The organism is Shewanella sp. A22 (assembly GCF_053850585.1).
This window is the reverse complement of the sequence record NZ_JBSQBN010000019.1, coordinates 1-17,850: the sequence shown is the minus strand read 5'-3', so window position 1 is coordinate 17,850 and position 17,850 is coordinate 1. Positions and strand designations below refer to the sequence as shown.

General features: G+C 42.9%; 12 protein-coding genes. 6 read left to right on the top strand and 6 right to left on the bottom strand.

Translation table 11 applies throughout. The features are described 5' to 3' along the window. Positions 1-16: 16 nt before the first annotated feature. From ACWXWT_RS05445 to ACWXWT_RS05430, 4 genes are all read right to left on the bottom strand, one after another. Entirely contained in the window at positions 17-1,468 is a 1,452-nt protein-coding gene (locus tag ACWXWT_RS05445) for a DUF3300 domain-containing protein (RefSeq protein WP_456040605.1), read from the bottom strand. Positions 1,469-1,602: 134 nt separating this feature from the next. Continuing rightward, positions 1,603-2,931 carry an ATP-binding protein gene (locus ACWXWT_RS05440; protein ID WP_456040604.1) on the bottom strand — a complete coding sequence of 443 codons (1,329 nt, stop codon included), beginning with the start codon at positions 2,929-2,931 and terminating at the stop codon, positions 1,603-1,605. Then, positions 2,924-3,607: a response regulator transcription factor gene (locus ACWXWT_RS05435; RefSeq protein WP_456040603.1), complete on the bottom strand. Its 684-nt coding sequence runs from the start codon at positions 3,605-3,607 to the stop codon at positions 2,924-2,926. The genes ACWXWT_RS05440 and ACWXWT_RS05435 overlap by 8 nt, the downstream gene beginning before the upstream one ends. Positions 3,608-3,610: 3 nt before the next feature. Then, positions 3,611-3,952 carry a PepSY domain-containing protein gene (locus tag ACWXWT_RS05430; protein WP_456040602.1) on the bottom strand — a complete coding sequence of 114 codons (342 nt, stop codon included), beginning with the start codon at positions 3,950-3,952 and terminating at the stop codon, positions 3,611-3,613. Positions 3,953-4,257: 305 nt separating this feature from the next. On the opposite strand from ACWXWT_RS05430, the gene ACWXWT_RS05425 reads away from it, so the two are divergent. Further along, positions 4,258-5,139 carry a choice-of-anchor H family protein gene (locus ACWXWT_RS05425; protein ID WP_456040601.1) on the top strand — a complete coding sequence of 294 codons (882 nt, stop codon included), beginning with the start codon at positions 4,258-4,260 and terminating at the stop codon, positions 5,137-5,139. 148 nt (positions 5,140-5,287) lie between these two features. Continuing rightward, complete coding sequence (locus tag ACWXWT_RS05420; RefSeq protein WP_456040600.1) at positions 5,288-5,965, top strand: OmpA family protein; 678 nt, start codon at positions 5,288-5,290, stop codon at positions 5,963-5,965. A gap of 129 nt (positions 5,966-6,094) precedes the next feature. On the opposite strand, the gene xseA is transcribed toward ACWXWT_RS05420, so the two are convergent. Next, positions 6,095-7,423 (bottom strand): exodeoxyribonuclease VII large subunit, encoded by a 1,329-nt coding sequence (gene xseA, locus ACWXWT_RS05415; RefSeq protein WP_456040599.1) that lies wholly within the window; start codon positions 7,421-7,423, stop codon positions 6,095-6,097. Between the two features lie 118 nt (positions 7,424-7,541). Here xseA and guaB point away from each other — a divergent pair, with 118 nt between their 5' ends. The 3 genes from guaB (at position 7,542) to tadA (ending at position 11,366) form a co-directional block, all read left to right on the top strand. Beyond that, on the top strand, positions 7,542-9,008 hold the full coding sequence (gene guaB, locus ACWXWT_RS05410) for an IMP dehydrogenase (RefSeq protein ID WP_456040598.1): 1,467 nt from the start codon (positions 7,542-7,544) through the stop codon (positions 9,006-9,008). Between the two features lie 103 nt (positions 9,009-9,111). Next, positions 9,112-10,689 carry a glutamine-hydrolyzing GMP synthase gene (gene guaA, locus ACWXWT_RS05405; protein WP_456040597.1) on the top strand — a complete coding sequence of 526 codons (1,578 nt, stop codon included), beginning with the start codon at positions 9,112-9,114 and terminating at the stop codon, positions 10,687-10,689. A gap of 188 nt (positions 10,690-10,877) precedes the next feature. After that, a complete protein-coding gene (gene tadA / locus ACWXWT_RS05400) occupies positions 10,878-11,366 on the top strand; it encodes a tRNA adenosine(34) deaminase TadA (RefSeq protein WP_456040631.1) in 489 nt (162 codons plus the stop codon). A gap of 332 nt (positions 11,367-11,698) precedes the next feature. On the opposite strand, the gene mltF is transcribed toward tadA, so the two are convergent. Then, positions 11,699-13,129: a membrane-bound lytic murein transglycosylase MltF gene (gene mltF, locus ACWXWT_RS05395; protein WP_456040596.1), complete on the bottom strand. Its 1,431-nt coding sequence runs from the start codon at positions 13,127-13,129 to the stop codon at positions 11,699-11,701. A gap of 496 nt (positions 13,130-13,625) precedes the next feature. Between mltF and purL the strand changes: the two genes are divergently transcribed. Next, positions 13,626-17,507: a phosphoribosylformylglycinamidine synthase gene (gene purL, locus ACWXWT_RS05390; RefSeq protein WP_456040630.1), complete on the top strand. Its 3,882-nt coding sequence runs from the start codon at positions 13,626-13,628 to the stop codon at positions 17,505-17,507. Positions 17,508-17,850 lie beyond the last annotated feature (343 nt).

Below are 17,850 nucleotides of genomic sequence, written 5' to 3'. Positions count from 1 at the left end.
GCTACCTGATTACTGCTTACTGTCTTTCTCTCGATGACTTATTTTCCCTTGACTGGCTAGTGCGTGATGATGAACTATCACGTTGCTTGCTCACTGAGCGTGAAGCCTGCTGAGGCGCAGATCTAGTCGTTGAGCGAACTTGCGTTTTTTGCGGTTGACTCCTGCTAGTTTGCTTAACTTGCTGTTGTTGACTGCGCATCTGGTTAACTTGCGGTTGACGTGCTTTTTCAACTCGGGTGTTACGCTGAGCTTGTTGTAATGTTTGTGTACCTGGCTTACTTGTTACATTAACTACTGATTTTGCCTCATTTCTAGGGTTAGTTTTGGCAACATCGCGTTGACGACTATAGCTTGATTTTATTGGCTCACCTTTACGATCAAATGACTTAGTGTTTGTAGTCGGTTGACGTTGCTGACTTAACTCGCGTTTTAACTGGGTGCTTTTGTGTTTAGCTTGGTCATTGTGGTTCACACTTCTTACCACTGCTTTCTCGCTGCGTTTGTCTTGCTTAACGCTGTGGCTTACCTGTTGACGTTTAGGTTCACGTGAATAACTCACTGGCTGATTACGTTTTTCATAATGGCCATTGTAACGTTTACTGATCACCTGGCTGCGATACGCCACGCCCTTGCGATGTTTAGGTTTATGTTGCCAATGTTGGGCACCATTGCTGTAACTTACTTTACGTGGTGTGTAGTAACGATAGTGTTGACGTACAGGTACCACAATCACACGGCGGTCATGCCACTGGAAACCACTAAAGAAGAAGTTAAAGCTAATGCGTACTCCGCTGTTCCAATAAATGGCACTGTGGTTAGGGCGATAATGCACATAAGCTGGCGCATTCCAATAAATTGGCGGGTACCGGTTCCAGCGCCAGTTGCCGTAAACGATACGGCTGTCGTAATAAGGCACATAAATGATTTCTGGACGAACCGATTCAATGATAATCCTGCGTTCAACTCGCGTGACTTTTACTTGCTCAAGGTTGGCCAAATTATTGGCTTCATCAGCTTGTTGTCTTAGGGTTTGAATACTGTCTAGCATTCGGCCTTCATCTTGTAAAAATGCATCGCCTACACTTTGGGTCCAAGCTAAATCATCATTTAAACGATCGAGAACATTAGGGAAAGCCACTAAGGCTTTTACGCTTGGGTCCCAGTCTTGTGACTCAACTGCTGTCATTATTTGGTTTGTGTCGTTATTACCTTGGCTTGATAACCAACGTTTGGCTTGGACAATTTCTAACGGATAAGTAGACGCAATTAAGATATGCGTTAATAAACTGTCAGGATATAGTGCAATGGGGGCGAGCATTTGGGCTAATTCAGCATCGCTAACAACTTCATCTTGGGCGGTGTAAGTATATGACTCTGTTGGTTGCGCTGCCTGCACATGTGTTAATGGCATACAAACCAAGGCTAAGGCGAGTAATGCCTGAATGGGTACGTGAATGGCTTTTTTCATGTTATCTCCAGTGTCATTGATGACTGTTAACTCGATAATAACGAGTCGAAGATGAACATAAGCTGAAGGCTAAAAAGTGATTAGGTTTTTAAGCCAAGCGAGACATATGCGATCTATTGCCTAAGTGTGGGTTATTAATGTGTAAATTCAAACTCAAATACTGCGCCGCCTAAGGTAGCTGATTGACTTACTGTAAGTGTGCCGTGATAGCTGTTGACTAGGTCGCGCGCAATCGCCAAGCCAATGCCATGGCCTTGCTCGTATGTATCTGCGCGCATGCCTCGTTCAAAAATCTGTTGTTGTTTATCTATCGGCACTCCAGCGCCATCGTCTTCCACACAAATTCGTAAACGATTTTGCTGTTGCTTTACCGTCACCAAGACCTGGTGTTTGGCGGCTTTGCAGGCATTGTCGAATACATTGCCGAGCATTTCGGTTAAGTCCGCCCCATCGCCTTTAAAGCGGGCATCTGGATCGCCCTGATACTCAATACTGAGCTGTTGTTGTTGGTATATTTTGCTTAATGTGCGCACTAAGCTGGCAACAATATCGTCGACACTGACCCCTAAATGCCAACCGCTGCCAGCAGCACTTTGAGCCCGTTTTAGTTGGTATGCGATAATTTGATTAATACGATTAATTTGTTTCAGCGATGCGTCACTTAAATCAGCTTGTGTTTGCATTACCGCAAGTGGGGTTTTTAAGCTATGGGCAAGGTCTGCCAGGGCGTTGCGATAACGTTTGCGCTGGTTTTGTTCGGTTTGCAGTAAGGTATTTAATTGTTTGGCCACTTTTTGCAGTTCTACCGGATAGTGGTTACTGAGTTGTGTTGAAGAACCTTGCTCTACTGCACTGAGCTCTTGGCTAAATTGACCTAAAGGCTTTAGCGTCCATAGCAACCAGCTTAACTGAACAATAACTAATAAGGCGGTTAAAATAAGTAACCAAGTCCACAAGGTATTAGAGAAGTTTTTGATTTGTTGTAAGTATTCTTGTTGGTCTTTTATAATGTGCAGCGTCATCGTGAAAGGTTGTTTGCTGGTGGCAAAACTAACGCTAAAGCTATATATCAGCTGTGGCTTATCATTAATGATGACTGAATTGAACACGCTTTTACCTGTTGCGAGTATGGGTAAGTTAATTGGCGTGTCTAAACCTAAAAAAGAGTGAGAGGCCCACAGTGGTTGGCTGTCTTTGGTGGTAATTAACGCATAAAGACCAGAACCAATTACATTAAACTGATTTTCGAGTAAATGTTCTGGCATTTGCAGTTGATTATCTTCAACTTCTGCCATTGCTAACACTAAATAAACATATGCTTTTAATTGGTTTTTAGCGGCCACATTTATTTGGGTTTCAAAGGCATTGTATACTGTTACACCAATAATAGGTAATAACACCAAAATTAGCAGTAACGCACTAATAACAATGCGAACTTTAAGTGAGTCCAGTAATTTATTCATGCTGACCTAATTGACGCAGTCGATACCCTTGGCCGCGCAAAGTTTCAATTAGTTGGTACTGGTTGTCTGGATCGAGCTTTTTGCGAAGGCGACGAATAAACACTTCAATAACGTTAGAGTCTAAGTCAAAATCTTGATCATAAATGTGTTCAATTAAACTGCTTTTCGAATGCACCGAACCTGGATGTAACATAAGGTATTCAAATAATTTGTATTCAGACCCACTTAAATTAACGCTTTGGAGATCCTTTTTAATCTCTAAGCTGCGGGTATTAATACTAAAGGGACCGTTTTGAATCACAGGGCTGGCTTTACCTGCCGAACGCCTAATTAATGCATTGATACGGGCGACTAATTCTTCTAGTTGAAACGGCTTACTTAAATAATCATCAGCGCCAGCATCTAATCCAACCACTTTGTCTTGCCAGCTGTCTCGAGCGGTTAAAATGATAACTGGGTAGCTGATGTTTTGCTCTCGTAATTGGCTGATTAATGACAAGCCATCGAGCTTAGGTAAACCAACATCTATAATAGCCACATCGTATTGATATTCTTGCGCTTGAAATAAACCTTCTTCACCATCGCTTACGACATCAACAGTATACTGCGCTTCAATAAGATGTTGTTTGATATTATCTTGTAAGGCTAAATCGTCTTCAACTAATAATAATCTCATGGACTAGTTCCTTGTGACCGAGCCATTGCTGGCGTCAATTGACACATAAAAAATTACCCCATCATTGGTGAGTAATTTAACTCGATACCCTGGATGTCCGTTGACATTAGCTGATTGTACTTTTAACACTTTGCCTGAATAACTGCGTTTGGCTATTTGAATGGCTTGTTGTGAACTGGTCACGACTAAATTATTGTCTTGGCGATTATTTTTAGGGCCTGGGACAAGCTGTAACCCAGCGGATGAACTTAATGCAGACACCAGCGAAGTACCAGCAAAGCTGGGTGATGACATTACTAATATTAAGCCTAATAGAGTGGCACTGAGCTTGAGCATACGCTGCATTGTATTAATCCTAATAACCTCATTATTACTAGTGTAAAAGATCCCTTTTTATATAGAAACATCTACTTATAACTCAACTCAGTATAAGAGAAGTGATAAGTCGATATAAACCGCTTTATTTCAAACTAACCAATGTCTGAATGTTTTGTCAGTACAGTATACGGGGTAACAGATGAACATTAACTGAATAACAAGTATTAGCAGCCTTATTGGGTATTAAATAATGCTGCGGAGTTGATGTTCAGCTTGTGTTCATTTTAAGTGGGCTTTAATGATTGCAACATTTACGGTTGTGAGGAATAACCATGAAACAACATTCAAATAAGATGCTCAACATAGCCCCAAGTCGTAAACAGTTTCAGTTGGGATTAAGCTTATGTGTTGCTTGTGCGTTAGGGCTAAGTTCAAGTGCGGCATTCAGTGCTGAAGAGTCTACTAGTCAAGTGAGTGGTGCCTTTAGTCAAGCGCGCCAACTTGATACCTCTGCAATCATTTCAGACACTGAAACTCAACAGCGAGTAGCAGAGCTACATCAACAAGCAATGGTGTTATCTGGTCGTGCGGCGACGACTCAAAAAGTGACTCGTGAACAAATGATGGCTTTACATCAAAAAGAGGCTGCGACTAAAGAAAGCCAACAACAGCGGGTTTTAGCTCAGCAAAATCAGGTGGTTTACTATGACTTCTCGTTCTATGGTGCCGACTCTTTTTTACTTGAAGACAACGATTACGACGGTTTTTATCAAACGTTTAGTGTGATCTTTGATGCTGATATTAATAGTAGTGCCGGTGATATTCAAAGTGATGTATTTGCTGAGCTGTATTTAAGTCAAGACGGTGGCCCTTGGATTCATTATTATTCGACTGACGTTTTTAGTTTGTATTCTAATTCTAGCGATGATGATTATGAAGTGATGACGACCTTGGCTAGTGGTTATCAAACCGATCATTATGATGTATTAATAGATTTGTATGAGTTGGGCTATGGCGACCCCGTGGCAACGGTGAGTAGCGACAACGCGAATCATCTTTATGCTTTACCACTTGAAAGTAGTGATCGTGATACTGTTTATGTTGAAGAGGTGTATATCGAAACTGAGCATTCTGGCGGGGCTTTATCTTGGTTAAGTTTTGGCTTGCTTGGGAGCTTTGCTTGGTTTCGTCGATTTTATATGAACAAAAAATAACGCAATGATTGAATTTATCTAAGGTAGAATCGAGGTTTTTGATATTGTTAGTTTTTATTTATCATCAAGAATAAGTCATTCAATCTCTGTTTGGAGTAATAACGTTATTCCATGTCTTAATCCAAACTGAGGTTATTTAGGAGTGTGTATGCTAGTTAAGTTAAAAACATCGTTGTTATGCGGTTCATTAATGGGGGCGACACTGTTGTTGTCTGGTTGTCAATTACCTAACCCTTATACAGGCGAATCAGAAAATGCCAAAGCGACCAATGGTGCAATTATAGGTGCAATTGGCGGTGCAGTTATTGGTGTGGCCTCATCAAGTAAAAGCGATCGCGGTAAAGGTGCGTTAATTGGTGCTGCATCAGGTGCTGCTGTCGGTGGCGGTATTGGTTATTATATGGATGTGCAAGAGGCTGAGTTACGTAAACAACTTAGTTCAACGGGTGTGAGTGTGACTCGAAACGGTGACACTATTGTATTGAATATGCCCAATGAAGTGACCTTTGCCGTTGATCAAACCGTCTTAAGTTCACGCGCTAAATCAGTATTAAACAGTGTGGTATTAGTTGCCAAAGAATATGATGATACTCGCTTAAACGTGATTGGTTATACCGACAGTTCGGGTTCTGACTCTTACAACCTGCGTTTATCGCAAGTACGAGCAAGTGAAGTTGCCCAGTATCTTACGAGCCAAAACATCAGTGGTTCACGCGTATCGTCTACTGGTATGGGTGAGTCTAGCCCAATTGCAAGCAATGCTACTGCAAGTGGTCGTGCTCAAAATCGCCGCGTAGAAATAGTGCTAACGCCTATAGGTAAGTAATATTTTAAGGTGATTCAAGGCAAAAATGGCACTAAGTGATTGATTCACTTAGTGCCATTTTTTATGATTATATTTGCTTGTTAACCCGTCTATGTAGCGTGTTTACCACGACTTATCATAACTATTTAGTTATTTAACTATTGAGGCTATGTTGCCTTGTGCAAGTTGAGTGTTAATTTCATCCCCCGATTTTACATTAGCAATATCAAATAATACTTTGCCATTGTTGTCTTTCGTTATTGAATAACCACGACTTAATGTGGCCAACGGACTCACAGTGTCAAGCTGATGTGCAGCGTTAGTCAGTTTTTGTTCTGATTGCGTCAATTTATGCTGTATTACATCAACCAAACGAGTTTGCAGGTATGACAATCGATTCGTTTCTAGGGTTAGAGTATTAATCGGCGATCGTTGCTGTAAGCGATTATGTAATTGCTGGTGGCGTAAAGTTAACCGGCTGAGCTTATGCTGTAAGGCATTTTCTAAACGCATTTGTATTTCATCAAAACGTTGTTCAAATTGCTGCAGTTTACGTTGTGGCTCATGGCGTTGCAGTTGATGGGATAACTGAGTTAAGCGTCCATACTGCTGTAATTGGTAATGTTTCATGCCTTGTTGCATACGCGATAACAACAATGCCAATTTTTCTGCTTTATTGCCTTTGTCTTTTGACAATAACTCTGCACCTGCGGACGGTGTTGGCGTGCGAACATCGGCAACATAGTCACTAATGGTGGTATCAATTTCATGACCAACAGCACTGACAACCGGTAAGGCGCTATTATAAATAGCATGGGCTAAATGTTCGCTGTTGAAACACCATAAATCCTCTAACGAACCGCCTCCACGGGTAAGCAGCAGAACATCAACTTCCATGCGTTGGTTTGCAGCAACAATCGCTTGGCAGATTAATTGGCTGGCCGTGGCACCTTGTACTTGAGTGGGGTACACAATCACTTCGATAGAGGGATCTCGACGTGCTAATACATGCAATATGTCTCGTAGTGCTGCGCCTGTTGCCGATGTAATGACCCCAATTCGTTGGATATTGGTTGGAATAGGGCGTTTGGTTTCTAGTGCAAATAAGCCTTCAGCGGCCAATTTTAGTTTTAATGCTTCAAATTCTTGTGCCAGTAGTCCGTCACCTGCAGGTAACATTGACTCAAGTAGTAGTTGATAATCGCCACGAGGTTCGTAAACGCTGATGGAACCTTTAATTAACACCTGTTGACCATTGATGGGTTTAAAGCGAACAGATTGATTACGGCCCTTAAACATGGCACAACGAACCTGTGAATGAGCGTCTTTTAAAGTGAGATACCAATGCCCAGAGCTGGGTGCCGAAAAGTTTGATATTTCACCATTTAGCCAAATTTTACCGATTTGACCTTCAAGAATATGCCTCACTTCGCTATTTAATTGCGACACACTGTAAACATTGTTTTTTGTGGCACTCATGAGAGTTCTCATTCTAACGTTAATAAAAATCTATTTTCCATTTACCAACAGCAATATGCAAGGTATAATCTCGCCGCAATATTTCACCTCAAATCCTACTTACTAGGGAGATGTTGCCATGTTACGTTTACTGAAAGATGCACTAACCTTTGATGATGTGTTGTTGGTTCCTGCCCACTCGACCGTACTCCCTAATACCGCAGTTCTTAAAACTCGTTTAACGAACAAAATCGAATTAAATATTCCACTTGTGTCTGCCGCTATGGACACTGTGACTGAATCTCGTCTTGCGATTGCGATGGCGCAGGAAGGTGGTTTAGGGTTTGTTCATAAAAACATGAGTATTGAGCAACAAGCCGAAGAAGTCCGTAAAGTTAAAAGTTATGAAGCCGGTATTGTTCAAGACCCCGTTACTGTTACCCCCGCCACCAGCCTTACTGATTTACGTTTATTAACTGAACGTAACGGTTTTGCCGGTTACCCCGTGGTAAATGACGCACACGAGCTTGTGGGTATTATTACGGGGCGTGACGTGCGGTTTGTGACGGACTGGAGCAAAACGGTTGCCGACATGATGACGCCCAAAGATCGTCTCGTCACCGTGACGGAAGGCACTAAATTAGATGAAGTGCAAAAGTTAATGCATTCTCATCGTATTGAAAAAATCTTAGTGGTTGACAGCAACTTTAAACTTAAAGGTCTCGTCACTGTTAAAGATTTCGAAAAAGCGGAACGCAAGCCAAACGCATGTAAAGACGAATTAGGTCGTTTACGTGTTGGCGCAGCAGTCGGCGCAGGTCCTGGCAATGAAGAACGTGTTGACGCGCTCGTAAAAGCCGGTGTTGACGTGTTATTGATAGACTCATCGCATGGTCACTCAGAAGGCGTATTACAGCGCATTCGTGACACCAGAGCAAAATACCCTGACTTACAAATTGTGGGTGGCAACGTTGCCACTGCATCTGGCGCACTTGCGCTAGTTGAAGCGGGCGTTAACGCCGTTAAAGTGGGTATTGGCCCAGGTTCAATTTGTACTACTCGTATTGTAACGGGTGTTGGTGTGCCACAAATTACTGCGGTATCAGACGCTGCAGAAGCGGTTCTAGCGTTAGGCATTCCAGTGATTGCTGATGGCGGTATTCGTTTTTCTGGCGACTTAGCCAAAGCATTAGCCGCAGGTGCATCATGTATCATGGCGGGTTCTATGTTTGCTGGTACTGAAGAAGCCCCTGGTGAAACTGAACTTTACCAAGGCCGAGCTTATAAGTCATACCGTGGCATGGGATCGCTAGGCGCAATGGGCCAAACTCAAGGTTCATCTGATCGTTACTTCCAAAGTGACAACGCTGCAGACAAACTAGTGCCTGAAGGGGTTGAAGGCCGTGTGCCTTACAAAGGTAAGTTGAAAGAAATTATTCACCAACACATGGGCGGTTTGCGTTCATGCATGGGCTTAACGGGCTGCGCTACCATTAAAGAGTTAAATGAAAAAGCGCAGTTTGTAAGAGTGACTTCAGCAGGTATGGGTGAGTCACACGTACATGACGTGACCATTACCAAAGAAGCACCAAACTATCGTTCATAATTACTGTAAGGGCGACATTATGTCGCCCTTGTTTATTAGCGCTAATGTGCCCGCATCAGTTGGATGCGAGTTATTACACTTAATTAATATGTAAAGGTTATTCATGAGTAATATTCACGATCATAAGATTCTAATCCTCGATTTTGGTTCTCAGTACACTCAACTTATTGCGCGTCGTATCCGTGAAATTGGTGTGTATTGTGAGTTATGGGCGTGGGATGTGAGCGAAGCGCAAATTCGTGAGTTTGCCCCAAATGGAATTATTTTAGCTGGTGGCCCTGAAAGTGTTACTGCAGATAATTCCCCTCGGGCACCTGAATATGTGTTTACTGCCGGAGTACCTGTTTTAGGTATTTGTTACGGCATGCAAACCATGTCAGAACAGCTTGGTGGCAAAGTGATTCAAGGCGTGGGTGAAGGTGAGTTTGGTTACGCACAAATTGAATTACAAACCCCATCAGCCTTGTTTAAAAGCATTGAAGATGCCGTAAGCGCAGAAGGTAAACCATTGCTTGATGTGTGGATGAGCCATGGTGATAAAGTGTCGGCAATCCCTGAAGGCTTTGTGACTGTTGCAAAAACCTCAACTTGCCCTTTTGCGGCGATGGCCAATGAAGAGAAAGGTTTCTATGGTGTACAGTTTCACCCTGAAGTGACCCACACTCGCCAAGGTCAGCGTATGCTAGAGCATTTCGCGCTAGACATTTGTGGTTGTGAGGCTAATTGGAAACCATCATCAATTATTGAAGATGCCATTGAGCGTTTGAAAGAACAAATTGGTGATGATGAAGTCATTCTTGGTTTATCTGGTGGCGTAGATTCATCTGTTGTGGCGATGTTATTACACCGCGCGATTGGCGATAAACTCACCTGTGTGTTTGTTGATAACGGCTTATTGCGTTTGAACGAAGCCGATCAAGTGTTAGAAATGTTTGGCGATCATTTTGGGCTTAATATTGTCCATGTTGATGCTGAAAACCGTTTCTTAGATGCGATGGCTGGTGAGGCAGAACCTGAAGCTAAACGTAAAATCATTGGTCGTGTGTTTGTAGAAATTTTCGATGAAGAATCAAAAAAATGTGTTAATGCTAAATGGTTAGCGCAAGGGACTATTTACCCTGACGTAATTGAATCAGCAGGCAGTGCTACGGGTAAAGCCCATGTCATTAAGTCGCACCACAATGTTGGCGGTTTACCTGACGACATGGATCTTGGCTTAGTTGAACCGCTGCGTGAGTTATTTAAAGATGAAGTGCGTAAAATTGGTTTAGAGTTAGGTCTGCCGTATAACATGCTTTATCGTCATCCGTTCCCTGGGCCTGGTCTAGGTGTGCGTGTACTGGGTGAAGTGAAAAAAGAATATTGTGATTTACTTCGTAGCGCCGATGCGATTTTTATTGAAGAACTGCATAAAGCTGATTTATATAATAAAGTTAGCCAAGCCTTTACGGTGTTTTTACCGGTTCGTTCGGTAGGCGTAATGGGTGATGGCCGTAAATATGATTGGGTTGTATCGCTGCGTGCGGTAGAAACCATCGACTTTATGACTGCACATTGGGCCCATTTACCATATGATTTCTTAGGTCGCGTTTCTAACCGGATTATCAATGAAGTCGATGGTATTTCACGTGTGGTTTATGATATTTCAGGTAAGCCACCAGCAACAATCGAATGGGAGTAACCCAGTAGGGGGTAACCCTAGTTTGATTTAAAAAAGACGCTGCGGCGTCTTTTTTATTTGCTAGAATACTGAGCATAACAATTACCTAGGTTAATAGCGTGACAGATATTCCAAAGACACCCGTTTCACCAGCTGCTAGCTCATTAGTTAATACCGCGAATGGAGCCGTTAACGAAATTCAGTGTGCAATTGATGAAAAGTGGATGCGGTTAGCAATACAGCTTGCTGAACAAGCAGAACTTAAAGGCGAAGTTCCTGTGGGGGCCGTGTTGGTTAAAGACGATGTGATGATAGCCAGTGGTTTTAATCTGAGTATTTTACATCATGATCCAACAGCCCATGCTGAGATGGAGTGTATTCGCCAAGCTGGTAAGGTGTTAGAGAATTATCGTATGCTCGACACCACTTTATATGTCACCTTAGAACCCTGCACTATGTGTGCTGGAGCCATGGTGCACAGCCGTATTGCACGGGTCGTTTATGGCGCAGATGATTTAAAAACCGGCGCGGCGGGTAGTGTGATTGATTTGCTGCGACACCCAGCTTCTAATCACCAACTTGAAGTCTCTTCAGGGGTGTTGGCTGATGAGTGTGGGGCGCAATTAAGTGCGTTTTTTAAGCGTCGTCGAGCCGAAAAAAAAGCTCTCAAGGCGCTGGCAAAAAGACAGACTGATTGAGAGCTTTAATATACTGTAACTGTGTTGGTTTAATTGATATTCTATGATGATTAGAAGATTAAGTATTTGTTTCCGTCAGTAAAAAATGTGCTCGTATGCGATTTCGAATGCGGTTTTTGTGCACTTTAAGCATGACACGACGACGTGACATGGTGTTGCTTATCGATCTTCTTCTCATAGCGTGAGCCCTTAATATTGGCCAACCTTACCAAGGTTGTTGGTAAATAACATGTGTAAGCATGCTTTATAACGGTATAGATAAAGCTTATATTACCTGATTTTTATGACGATTATCATATAGCATGCTAGCGATAGTCCATCGGGAATAAATATTATTCTGCTGAAACTCGTACATCGGCGTTGTCTTCTTCCGCAATGACTTCAATTTGTTCGTTATCTTCGATAACTTCCATCTTTTTGGTTTGATTATCGACCCAAACTAAGGTGTCGTAGTATCGACGAATGCTGTCTACATAATGCACAGCTTCACTGCCGCGAGCATAGCCATAACGTGTCTGTTTATAGTATTTAGATTGTTGTAGTAAAGGCAAAACTTTTTTAACATCACGCCATGCGCTGGGATCCATTTCCATTGATTCCGTTAATCTACGTGCGTCTTCCACATGACCTAAGCCTATATTGTATGAGGCTAACGCAAACCAAATTCTCTGGGCTTCAGGGATAGAATCTGGCAATCTTTCCATCATGTCTTTTAAATAAAATGCACCACCACGAATACTTTGTTCTGCATCTAAGCGATTATCTACCCCGACATAACTTGCAGTGGGTTGGGTTAGCATCATCATGCCTCTAACACCTGTCGGCGAACGGGCGCTGGGGTTCCAATGTGATTCTTGGTAGCTAGCGGCGGCCAATTTACGCCAGTCTAATTCTCCTGAATACTGCTCGAAAAAACTGCGATATTCAGGGAGAATGTTATCAATGGCGCGAATAAAGGCGCGGGTATCGACATAATCAAAGCGTTTAACATGACCAAAATATTTTTCGTTTAAATGCTCAAGTGTTCCCGCGCGTCTTTCTTTATGCCAAAAGGCTAACAGTTTGCTCATTAAACGATCGCTGTTATTCGGCGGTAAAAGCCACACGACTTCGACTTTTTCTTCTAAAATCATTCCCGCGCGCAGTTCGGGTAAAAAACGTTGATTGATCAATAAACTATTTGAATCTGAGATTGTGTAGTTAAGCTCACCGTTGGCAATTAATGCAAACAGTTCTTCATTGTCTTTGTCGTTCACCTGATTCCACATCAACTCTGGATAGTCTTTTTGTAATTTAGTTAAGGTGTTAACCGAAGAAGAGTTTGCCATGACAGTGATTTCGCCCGACAGCGTGCTAATGTCTTTCGGTTCTGGCGTACCTTCTTTATACACCAACACTTGATTGACTTTATATAAGGTCGGCCCGAGCTTAAATTGTTGGCTGCGGTTTGGGGTTTTGGCGATACCTGCAGCAATGATATCTATTTTATTTTCTTTTAATGCGGCGAATAATTGCTTGCGATTTGTGTACGGGATCATCTCTAACGGGACGGCCAAATAATCAGCAAAGCGCTGCGCCATTTCAAAATCAAAGCCACTTTCGCCCAGTTCAGAATTAAGATAAATCTGTGGGCCGTACAAGGTCCCTACCTTTAATACGGTACGCTTAGGTGCAGGCGCAGCTATATCAACTTGTTGAATATCAACAGGTTGGCAAGCGGATAGTATCCCGCAGAGCAAAATTAACAATAAGCTTTTGATCATATTTATTAGTTGGTTATCTTTAGTTGTTTCGTCAAATCTCATATGAGTAATGTGTCAGAAACGAATGTAATACCGATTGAATAGCCTTTAAATATGTAGGGGGTAAGGGGCTTTTTTTGCTTACTTTATCAGGAGTTTTCCTAAACGCCTATAGTTGTACGAATAACGCTCATATTATGGTTTTTTTTTGTTCGATATAAAGTTGTCATCAACGAAATACGACCGAGGCTTCTTTATCATCCGAGGTCAGTGTTTTCGACACCTTTTTCCTGCATTTTCGCTTACTCATATTGCATAACGATACCTCATTCGTTCTGTGTTGAATCACAGCTAACAGATTCATCATGAAAGATAAACGGGTCAACAATAATGCTAGATATTTTTGCTATAAGGAAACACTGTTTTCACCCGTGCTTAAAGGTGATTTGTAGTGTGCAATTCCCTATAATAGCGCCAATTCTGACCCTGCTATTATATTATAAGGTGAATAGACGTGATTGAGATCATTCGCGGAGCCCCAGCACTATCTGCATTTAGAGTTCAAAAACTCATGGAGGCTTGCGAAAACGCAGCCATTCCAGTATCTCAAATTTATGCTGAGTATGTTCATTTAGCTAATTTGAGCGAACCACTAGATGATAATGAGCGCCTTCAGTTAGAAACCATTCTTACCTACGGACCGGCTATCGAGTCCCACGCCCCACAAGGTACATTGTTATTTGTCACACCTCGTTCTGGCACCATTTCTCCTTGGTCTTCTAAAGCAACAGACATCGCCCATAACTGTGGTTTAGGTAAGGTTAAGCGTCTTGAACGTGGTATTGCTTACTATGTTGAGGCTTCAGCATTAACCGCCGCCCAACAAAAACAACTGCAAGGTTTGTTACACGACCGCATGGTTGAAGTCATTTTGCCAGCATTTAAAGATGCAGAAGTGTTATTTGCTCACACTGAACCCGCTAAGTTTAGTAGTGTGAATATTCTGGCTGAAGGTCGTCGCGCATTAGAAGTGGCTAACGTGAAGTTAGGCTTGGCACTTGCAGATGATGAAATTGACTATTTAGTTGAAAACTTTGTTCGTTTAAAGCGCAACCCAAACGACATTGAATTAATGATGTTTGCTCAAGCAAACTCAGAACATTGCCGCCACAAAATATTTAATGCTGATTGGACAATCGATGGCGAAGTACAGGCAAAGTCATTGTTCAAAATGATTAAAAACACTTTCGAAATGACACCTGATTACGTGTTATCGGCTTACAAAGATAATGCCGCGGTGATGACGGGTTCTGTTGCGGGTCGTTTTTTCCCTGATCCCGATGGTGTTTATCACTATCACACTGAACCAATGCACGTGTTGATGAAAGTTGAAACGCACAACCATCCTACCGCCATTAGCCCTTATCCTGGTGCGGCTACAGGCTCTGGTGGTGAAATTCGCGATGAAGGTGCCACTGGTCGAGGCTCTAAACCTAAAGCGGGCTTATCTGGTTTTACCGTTTCTAACTTAAAAATCCCTGGCTTTGTACAACCCTGGGAAGCTGATTACGGTAAGCCAGACCGTATTGTCACACCATTAGAAATTATGCTCGAAGGGCCACTTGGTGGTGCCGCATTTAATAATGAGTTTGGTCGCCCAGCGTTAACCGGCTATTTCCGTACATACGAGCAATTAGTCTCTAGTCATAATGGTGTTGAAGTTCGTGGTTATCATAAGCCAATCATGATTGCTGGTGGCTTAGGTAATATCCGTGAAGAACATGTTCAGAAAGGCGAAATTACCGTGGGCGCTAAGCTTATTGTGCTTGGCGGACCTGCAATGAACATTGGTTTAGGTGGTGGTGCAGCATCTTCTATGGCGTCTGGTCAGTCTAGCGAAGATTTAGATTTTGCATCGGTACAACGTGAGAATCCAGAAATGGAACGCCGTTGCCAAGAAGTGATCGACCGTTGCTGGCAATTAGGTGACACCAATCCTATTCAATTTATTCACGATGTGGGTGCGGGTGGATTATCAAATGCATTCCCTGAGTTAGTGAATGATGCCGATCGTGGTGGGGTATTCAATTTACGTAATGTTCCTTCAGACGAGCCTGGTATGAGCCCGCTTGAAATTTGGTGTAATGAATCACAAGAACGTTATGTATTATCGGTTGCACCAGAGAACTTACAACAGTTTGCTGATATTTGTGCCCGTGAACGCGCGCCATTTGCGGTTGTTGGTGAAGCAACCGCAGAAATGCATTTAACCCTTGCCGACAGCCATTTTAACAACAAGCCGATTGATTTACCGCTTGAAGTTTTGTTAGGTAAAGCACCTAAAATGAGCCGTGATGTGGTGACTTCCCAAGCGGTATCGCCAGCGTTAGATCAAACTAAAATTGATTTAAAAGATGCCGTTAAGCGCATTTTAACCTTGCCAACCGTGGCAGACAAAACCTTCCTTATCACCATTGGTGACCGTTCCGTTACGGGGTTAGTGAATCGCGACCAAATGGTTGGCCCATGGCAGGTGCCTGTTGCTGATTGTGCGGTTACCGCATCAAGTTATGACAGTTACTGCGGTGAAGCGATGTCGATGGGTGAGCGTACTCCGTTAGCTTTACTCAACTTTGACGCCTCTGCCCGTATGGCGGTTGCTGAATCGATTATGAACATTGCTGGTACTGATATTGGCTCGTTCAAGCGTATTAAATTGTCTGCTAACTGGATGTCGCCAGCGGGTCATCCAGGTGAAGATGCCGGTTTATATCAAGCCGTTAAAGCGATTGGTGAAGACCTTTGTCCAGAACTTGGTATTACGATTCCGGTTGGTAAAGACTCCATGTCGATGAAAACTGCATGGGAAGATGATGGCACTCAAAAAACCGTTACTTCACCTATGTCGTTAGTTATCACCGCCTTTGGTGTGGTGCAAGACATTCGTAAAACGGTAACGCCAGAACTTCGCGGTGATAAAGGTGACAGCGCATTATTAATGCTGGACCTCAGTAATGGCCAAAATCGTTTAGGCGGTTCTTGTTTAGCCCAGGTTTACAGTGAACTAGGTGATATCGCACCCACTTTAGATAAAACCGCTAACTTGGCTGGTTTCTTTGAAGTGATGCAGCAGCTAGTCGCTGAACAAGCCGTTATGGCTTATCACGATCGCAGTGACGGTGGCTTATTTACCACTTTAGTGGAAATGGCATTTGCTGGTAATACAGGGTTAGCGATTGATTTAGCTAGCTTGAATGGTACTGATTTAGAACGTTTATTTAACGAAGAGCTTGGTGCTGTAATTCAAGTCAGAGCAGCCGACGCTATCGCCATTGCCACACAATTTGAGGCTAAAGGCGTAACATGTAATCACATTGGTGGCTTACATGCGGCAGATAACATTAGTATTAACGATGGCGAGCGAGTGATGTTTGCTGATAGCCGCACGGCATTACGCACTTTGTGGTCAGAAACCACTTATCGCATGCAAGCGCTGCGTGATAACCCACAATGTGCGAAAGAAGAGTTTGAGCTTAAGCAACAAGCAGATGCACCAGGCTTAACAGTCAAGTTAGGATTTAATCCAAGTGAAGATGTGGCCGCACCTTATATTCTTAAAGGTGCAGCACCTAAAATGGCTATTTTACGTGAGCAGGGTGTTAACTCCCATGTTGAAATGGCAGCCGCTTTTGACCGAGCTGGTTTTGAAAGCCGCGACGTGCACATGTCAGACATTTTATCTGGACGAATTAGTTTAGAAGAATTCCAAGGCCTTGTGGCTTGCGGTGGTTTTTCATACGGTGACGTACTCGGTGCTGGTGAAGGTTGGGCGAAATCGATACTGTTTAATGATCGTGCCCGCGATGAGTTTAGTCGCTTTTTTGAACGCGATTCAAGCATTGCGCTTGGAGTATGTAATGGTTGCCAGATGTTGTCTAACTTGAAACAAATTATTCCAGGTAGCGAGCATTGGCCGCATTTTGTGCGTAACCGTTCAGAGCGTTTTGAAGCGCGATTCAGTTTGGTTGAAGTGCAGCAAACACCGTCGGTATTCTTTGAAGGTATGGTCGGTTCGCGTATGCCTATTGCCGTCTCCCACGGAGAAGGTTTGGCCGAATTTGCCAATGCACAAGCATTAGCAAATGCAGAAGCATCAGGCACTATTGCGCTGCGTTATGTTGATGGCCATGGTCAAATTGCAACTCAGTACCCAGAAAACCCAAATGGTTCTGCTAATGGGTTAACCGGTATTTGTACTACCGATGGTCGTGTAACAATTATGATGCCGCACCCTGAGCGCGTATTTAGAACCGTTGCCAACTCGTGGCACCCAGAAAGTTGGGGTGAAGACAGCCCATGGATGCGCATGTTCCGTAATGCACGAGTGAAGATCGGTTAATCCCAAAATCACTTAGAATAAAATGTAAAAAGGTGGCTCAACAGAGCCACCTTTTTTATTGCTTATACAAACGCCATTAATGTGCTGTTCAGTCTGAGTTGATCCCAAGGGTTGGTTTTGCACTGTCTATTAGCTTAATACGATGTTGACGTATAATACCAATCTCATTAAATATCTGGTCAGTTCAGAGTCTCTCAGGTTTTTCAATTCAAGGCACATTGATCTAGAAATGGTTGTTGCCTTTTAAATCGATGTAACACAGAAGTGGAATACCTGAGAGATTCCATTCTGGCGGGTTTCAAAGTCCTTTATGCTTCGTTAGATGCTTTCAAAATACGACTGC